The sequence below is a fragment of the Cecembia sp. genome (assembly GCF_007126775.1).
Lineage (GTDB): Bacteria > Bacteroidota > Bacteroidia > Cytophagales > Cyclobacteriaceae > Cecembia.
This window is the reverse complement of the sequence record NZ_SLAP01000013.1, coordinates 1-5,206: the sequence shown is the minus strand read 5'-3', so window position 1 is coordinate 5,206 and position 5,206 is coordinate 1. Positions and strand designations below refer to the sequence as shown.

Here is a 5,206-nt window from a genome sequence, read left to right as displayed (position 1 = left end):
CGAAGGCGCAAAGAAAATGTTAAAACAACATTGTTGTAATATCTCATTATTGAAAAAAATAAAGCAATAACTATTAATCTACTAAACACAGATGCCAATTATAAAGAAAGCTTAGTGCCTTTGTGGCTGTAAAAATTAAACTTAGTGCCTTTGCATCTTTGTGGCAAACCAAAATAAAAATCTTAGCGTCTTCGCGCCTTTGTGGCAAAAACAAAAATATGACGAAAACCTTCCAATACGGCCAAGAACACCTCACTGCTTCCATTGCCCTTGGAATCGCAAGGAATGAAATCGAAGGAATTCTTACCGAAGAAACCAGAAAAAAAGTTCGGACTAGTGCAAAAGCCGTAGAACAAATAGTCTCCAAAGGCCAACCGGTCTATGGCATCAATACAGGCTTTGGGCCATTGTGCACCACGCTGATCTCTCCCGACCAAACCCGGAAACTCCAAGAGAATTTACTCAAAAGCCATGCAGTCGGATTGGGTGAACCCATTCCTACAGAAATCGCAAAACTGATGCTGATTCTCAAGTTGCATGCATTGGCCAAGGGTTACTCGGGAATTCAGGAACAGACTTTGGATAGGATCATATGGCATATTGAGCAAGATGTGATTCCGGTGGTACCCAAACAAGGTTCGGTAGGTGCCTCAGGTGACCTTGCACCCCTCTCCCATTTGTTTATTCCATTGATCGGTTTAGGAAAAGTGCATTACCAAGGGAAAACCCTTTCTACATCTGAAGTATTGCAGCAACATCAGATGGAAGCTATTCATCTTGGCCCTAAAGAAGGTTTGGCGTTGATCAATGGCACTCAGTTTATGTCCGCTTTCGGAGTCAAAGTTCTTGATCGGTTTTTCAATATCCTTACCCATGCTGACATCACCGGAGCCATGATGTTGGAAGGGCTCTTGGGTTCAATCAAGCCATTTTCTGCCGAACTCCACCAACTTCGGCCCTATGCCGGCAATCAGCATGTAGCCCAGACTATCCTTAACCTGCTCCATGAATCCGAAATTGTACATTCACATGCGACATGTGCAAGAGTTCAGGATCCGTATTCCTTGCGCTGTATGCCACAAGTGCATGGCGCTTCCAGAAATGCCTGGCTGCATCTGAAACAAACATTGGAAATTGAAATCAATTCCGTAACTGACAATCCTGTTATCTTTGACGAAAACCATACCATCAGTGGGGGAAATTTCCATGGCCAACCTATAGCCATGCCATTGGATTATGCCTGCTTGGCTGCTTCGGAACTCGGCAATATTTCTGACCGGAGGATTTACCTTTCCTTGGAAGGAGATACGCCCGGGGTGCCCAAATTACTCCTAAAAGAAACAGGGCTGAATTCCGGTTTTATGATCCCTCAGTACACCACGGCGGCGTTGGCCAGCGAGAACAAAGTGCTTTGTTTTCCTTCTTCAGCAGACAGCATTCCAACTTCCCTAGGTCAGGAAGACCATGTGAGTATGGGAAGCATTGGGGCCAGAAAAGCCCTTCAGGTAATAGAGAATGTGGAAAAAATCCTTGGCGTAGAACTCTTCTGTGCTGCCCAGGCGGTGGATTTCCATGCTCCTTTAAAATCCGGGAAAATCATGACCGTACTTTATGAACATGTACGAACCAAAATCAAACACGTCACCGAAGATCAGATCATGTATGAAGATATGGAAACCGCTATTGAGATTATCCGAAGTGGGGAATTGCTTACCTTAGCTAGAGAAGTTGCAGAGAAAGAAGGTTTGGAGCTTGAGACTCCTTGGTCAGGGAAGTTTGATAGGTTCTAAGCCGTGAGAAATAGCCACAAAGTCACTAAGACTCTAAGGTAATCTAATATTGATAACAAACCTTAGTCTTTATTACTAGGCAAATCCAAAAAACCTTTGTGTCTTAGTGCCTTAGTGGCAAAAATTAACACGTAAAAAAGAATATGTCAACCATCAAACACACCCTTATAGGCCCTATCCGCCAAGCTGTTACCATGTCAAACCTCCCCTTAAAAGGTGCATTGAAAGATGAACAGCTGGAAGTAATTACCGAAGCAGGCATTCTCATCAAAAATGACCGAATCCATCAGATCGGCAATTACTGGGACCTATATCCCGAAGCACAGTCTATAGGTGCAGAAATGGTCAGTTTAAAAGGAGACTTTGTCGCACTTCCTGGTTTGATTGACTGCCATACACATATCTGTTTCGGCGGTAGCCGTGCACAAGACAATGTCATTAATCTCAACTAAAAAAACCTGAAATTTCCTTTACAGAATTGGATAACAAATTTTCTGACTTTAAAAGATCCATTGGGGTTCCTTTTTCTATTATTTTTCCATCTTTCAAAATATAAATGTAATCAGACCTTAAAGCAGGAGAAATTTTATGGGTAACAATGAGAATGGGAATTTTATACTTTAGGTCATCCAATACTTGTAACATAAAACCTTCGGTTTCTTTATCCATCGCTCCAGTAAATTCATCCAAAAGCAGGCATTTTGGATTATGAAAAAGGGTTCTCGCAAATGAAACCAACTGTTTTTGACCACCAGAAAGGTTTATTCCTTCTTCTCCAATTATTGTTTCTAAACCAGCAGGTAAACGATTAAAAAAATTCATCAAACCATATTCATTGCAAAAATTCACTACAGATTCAGCGTTCACTTTAGGATCAAAAAAACAAATATTCTGTAAAAGGGAACCATTGAAGATTTTAGTTTCTTGTTCTACATACCCTACACAGGGTCTCCACGAAATTAGGTTTACATTATTTATATCTGTTTTACCGTTGATTACAATTTTCCCTGATTCCAAATCATAAAACCTGAGTACCAGTTGCAGCATAGTACTTTTTCCTCCTCCACTTTCTCCTAAGACACAGGTTAATCTACCTTTTTCTATTTCTAAGTTAATGTTATTCAAAAGTGATTTTCTCCCTGTAAAGCGAAAATTAATATCTATCAGATGTACAGAATCAATAACATCAAATTTATCTGTTTGTATATTAACCTTCTCATTTTCAGCAAAACCAAACTCAAACATCCTTTCAAAGGCTATCTTGGCTTCTTGGATCTGAACATTGGACATGGCCAATTTATTCACCGAAGGGATGATCATTCCAAAGAAGGCAATCAAAGCCACCATTTCACCTAGCATCAACGCCTCACTCAGGACCATTAAAGATGCTACAGAAAGTAATATTGACATATATACAACTCCTAAAAAATTAGAACTCAGCCCCATCCCGGCTCCCAAAATCCCTAAGCTGTAAACCTGATTTTGATAATTAAGGTAGATGTCACTATTTAACGCTGTCACATTTTTTTCCTTACCAAAATTTTTGATGCTTGAAATCCCTTGTATGGTATCTATATAATTACTTTCTGTCATGGCAAAAGCCTTCATCACCGACTTTTGTTTCGTGCTAAGCCTTTTGGAATATGTATACACTAAAGCAAAATAAAGCGGTAGAAAAAACAAAAGCAGATAGCCCATTTGGTTTGAGTAGGAAAAAACGGCGAAGGTTGTAACTAAAATCAAAAGCAAATCTACTGAAAGGTCTCTTGCAAGGTAGGTTACTGTTCGCTGGATACGCTGGGTATCATTAAGCCTACTGATAAACTCCCCCGTCTTCCGGGTATCAAAAAATTCTTTTCGCAGATTCATCAACCTTGAATAAAAGTCGATTACAATCTTGGAATTAAATTCCGTGCTTTGCTTAACGGTAATTTTACTTCTGACATATGCAGTCAATGATCTTGCAGTGAGCAAAACAAAAACCAGAACAATTCCCAAAGTAAGTCTTTGGTAATCGGAGTTTGGAAGTATCTCATCAATTAATTTCTGGGAGAAGACAGATACAGACAGACCCAAAACCGTCATAATTAAACCTAAAAACGCCATAATACCCAGTATAGGAAAGTCCTCCTTTATTATCTCATATAGCCAGCGAATTTTCTTTTTTGTTAGATTTTCCAAAAATTCAAAATCCTGATTGGGAGTAAAGGAAAGCAAAGCCATACTTTTCCAAATACTAATTAAATAATCCTCTTCAACCCACAAAACTTCGCCTCCCGGATCAGCGATTAGAAAAAGATTATCCTTATATCCAAAATAGGTAATGTAGTGATTTCTGTTTCCATCCATTATCACATGTAAAATTGCCGGCGAATTCAGATCTTTTAGATTTTTAATTTCCTTTGCCTTGAGAGGGCTGGCATCAAGCCCGATCTTCTTTGCTCCCTGAAAAAGCCCCAATACTGTAGTACCCTCTCTTGTAGTTCCACACAACCTCCTTAAATGTTCCAAAGAGATTTCACCACCAAAAAACTTGACAATGGTTGCCAGGCAAGTTGCTCCACAATCTTTGTTGCTTAACTGCTGGATATGGGATCGCTTAACTTTCTTTTCGAGATCCATCATTGAGTAGTTGGATAATTTTTTTGATAGAAACCATTCCTTTGAATGCCCCCAATAAGCTGCCTTCGGCATTGTAAACAAGGGTAGAAGGAACAGTTTCCAAATGGAAAAATGAACTGAAGCGCAATTCTCTGTCTTGTAGGAAAGTTAACCCCTTCCTACCCCAAAGTTCAAACTCCTTGGCAAATTTTCTTATATCTTCAAAATCTTCAGTGGATACGAAAATCAGTTGGGCATCTTTGAAATCGTCAAGATGGTTTTTGATAAAAGAAAACTCTTCTTGACAAAGACTACAGGTAGAATTGACATAAAAAACAACAATACCTTTTTCCATAGTCTCCAAGTCATTCCAATAAACTGTATTTCCCAAAGAATCAAAAAAATAAAACTCCGGTAAAATTGAGATCTGTTCTAGATTGGTGTTTTTCTCCTTGATTCTATTAAACACCAGAAAACCAAGAGATGCCAAAAGGGCTATGAAAAAAAAGAATAATAGTTGTTCCCGTCTAACCATCAGTAAATACTAAGGGAAATAAAAACCACAAAAAGAATCCAACAGACGAAATAAGCTCCGTAGTAAGAAATGACTACCCGAAACATTTGACTGAAGTCGAGGCTCAATACTAAAGCAAGACTTCCTGCCAATGCAAACCAATATCCTATTTCAAAAACATTTAGAGCTTTGAATGGGTAATGAAACCATTTCTCTAACAAACTAGAATCAAAAAGACTGTAAAGAGATAAAGGATAGAAAGAATTAAACTCCTCCAAAGTGAAGCTTGGCTCTACAAATT

General features: G+C 39.0%; 4 protein-coding genes and 1 pseudogene. 2 read left to right on the top strand and 3 right to left on the bottom strand.

Annotated elements, in window-relative coordinates; genetic code table 11:
- The first annotated feature begins 218 nt into the window (after nt 1–218).
- Entirely contained in the window at nt 219–1,790 is a 1,572-nt protein-coding gene (hutH, locus tag QZT73_RS01145) for a histidine ammonia-lyase (RefSeq protein WP_291786193.1), read from the top strand.
- Between the two features lie 143 nt (nt 1,791–1,933).
- Entirely contained in the window at nt 1,934–2,242 is a 309-nt protein-coding gene (locus QZT73_RS01140) for a hypothetical protein (protein ID WP_291779340.1), read from the top strand.
- Here the strand turns inward: QZT73_RS01140 and QZT73_RS01135 are convergent.
- From QZT73_RS01135 to QZT73_RS01125, 3 genes and pseudogenes are all read right to left on the bottom strand, one after another.
- On the bottom strand, nt 2,235–4,415 hold the full coding sequence (locus QZT73_RS01135; protein ID WP_291779342.1) for a peptidase domain-containing ABC transporter: 2,181 nt from the start codon (nt 4,413–4,415) through the stop codon (nt 2,235–2,237). The two genes, QZT73_RS01140 and QZT73_RS01135, sit on opposite strands and share 8 nt — an antisense overlap.
- Nucleotides 4,390–4,926, bottom strand: a complete 537-nt coding sequence (locus QZT73_RS01130) for a redoxin domain-containing protein (RefSeq protein ID WP_291779345.1) — start codon at nt 4,924–4,926, stop codon at nt 4,390–4,392. Before QZT73_RS01130 ends, QZT73_RS01135 begins: the two co-directional genes overlap by 26 nt.
- Nucleotides 4,926–5,206, bottom strand: a pseudogene (locus tag QZT73_RS01125) (hypothetical protein); the annotation flags it as partial. The pseudogene QZT73_RS01125 and the gene QZT73_RS01130, both read right to left, overlap by 1 nt.

Excerpts from the sequence above, each read along its gene's own strand:
- hutH (WP_291786193.1), top strand. The coding sequence starts at position 219 with ATGACGAAAACCTTCCAATACGGCCAAGAACACCTCACTGCTTCCATT.
- QZT73_RS01130 (WP_291779345.1), bottom strand. The coding sequence starts at position 4,926 with ATGGTTAGACGGGAACAACTATTATTCTTTTTTTTCATAGCCCTTTTG.
- QZT73_RS01140 (WP_291779340.1), top strand. The coding sequence starts at position 1,934 with ATGTCAACCATCAAACACACCCTTATAGGCCCTATCCGCCAAGCTGTT.
- QZT73_RS01135 (WP_291779342.1), bottom strand. The coding sequence starts at position 4,415 with ATGATGGATCTCGAAAAGAAAGTTAAGCGATCCCATATCCAGCAGTTA.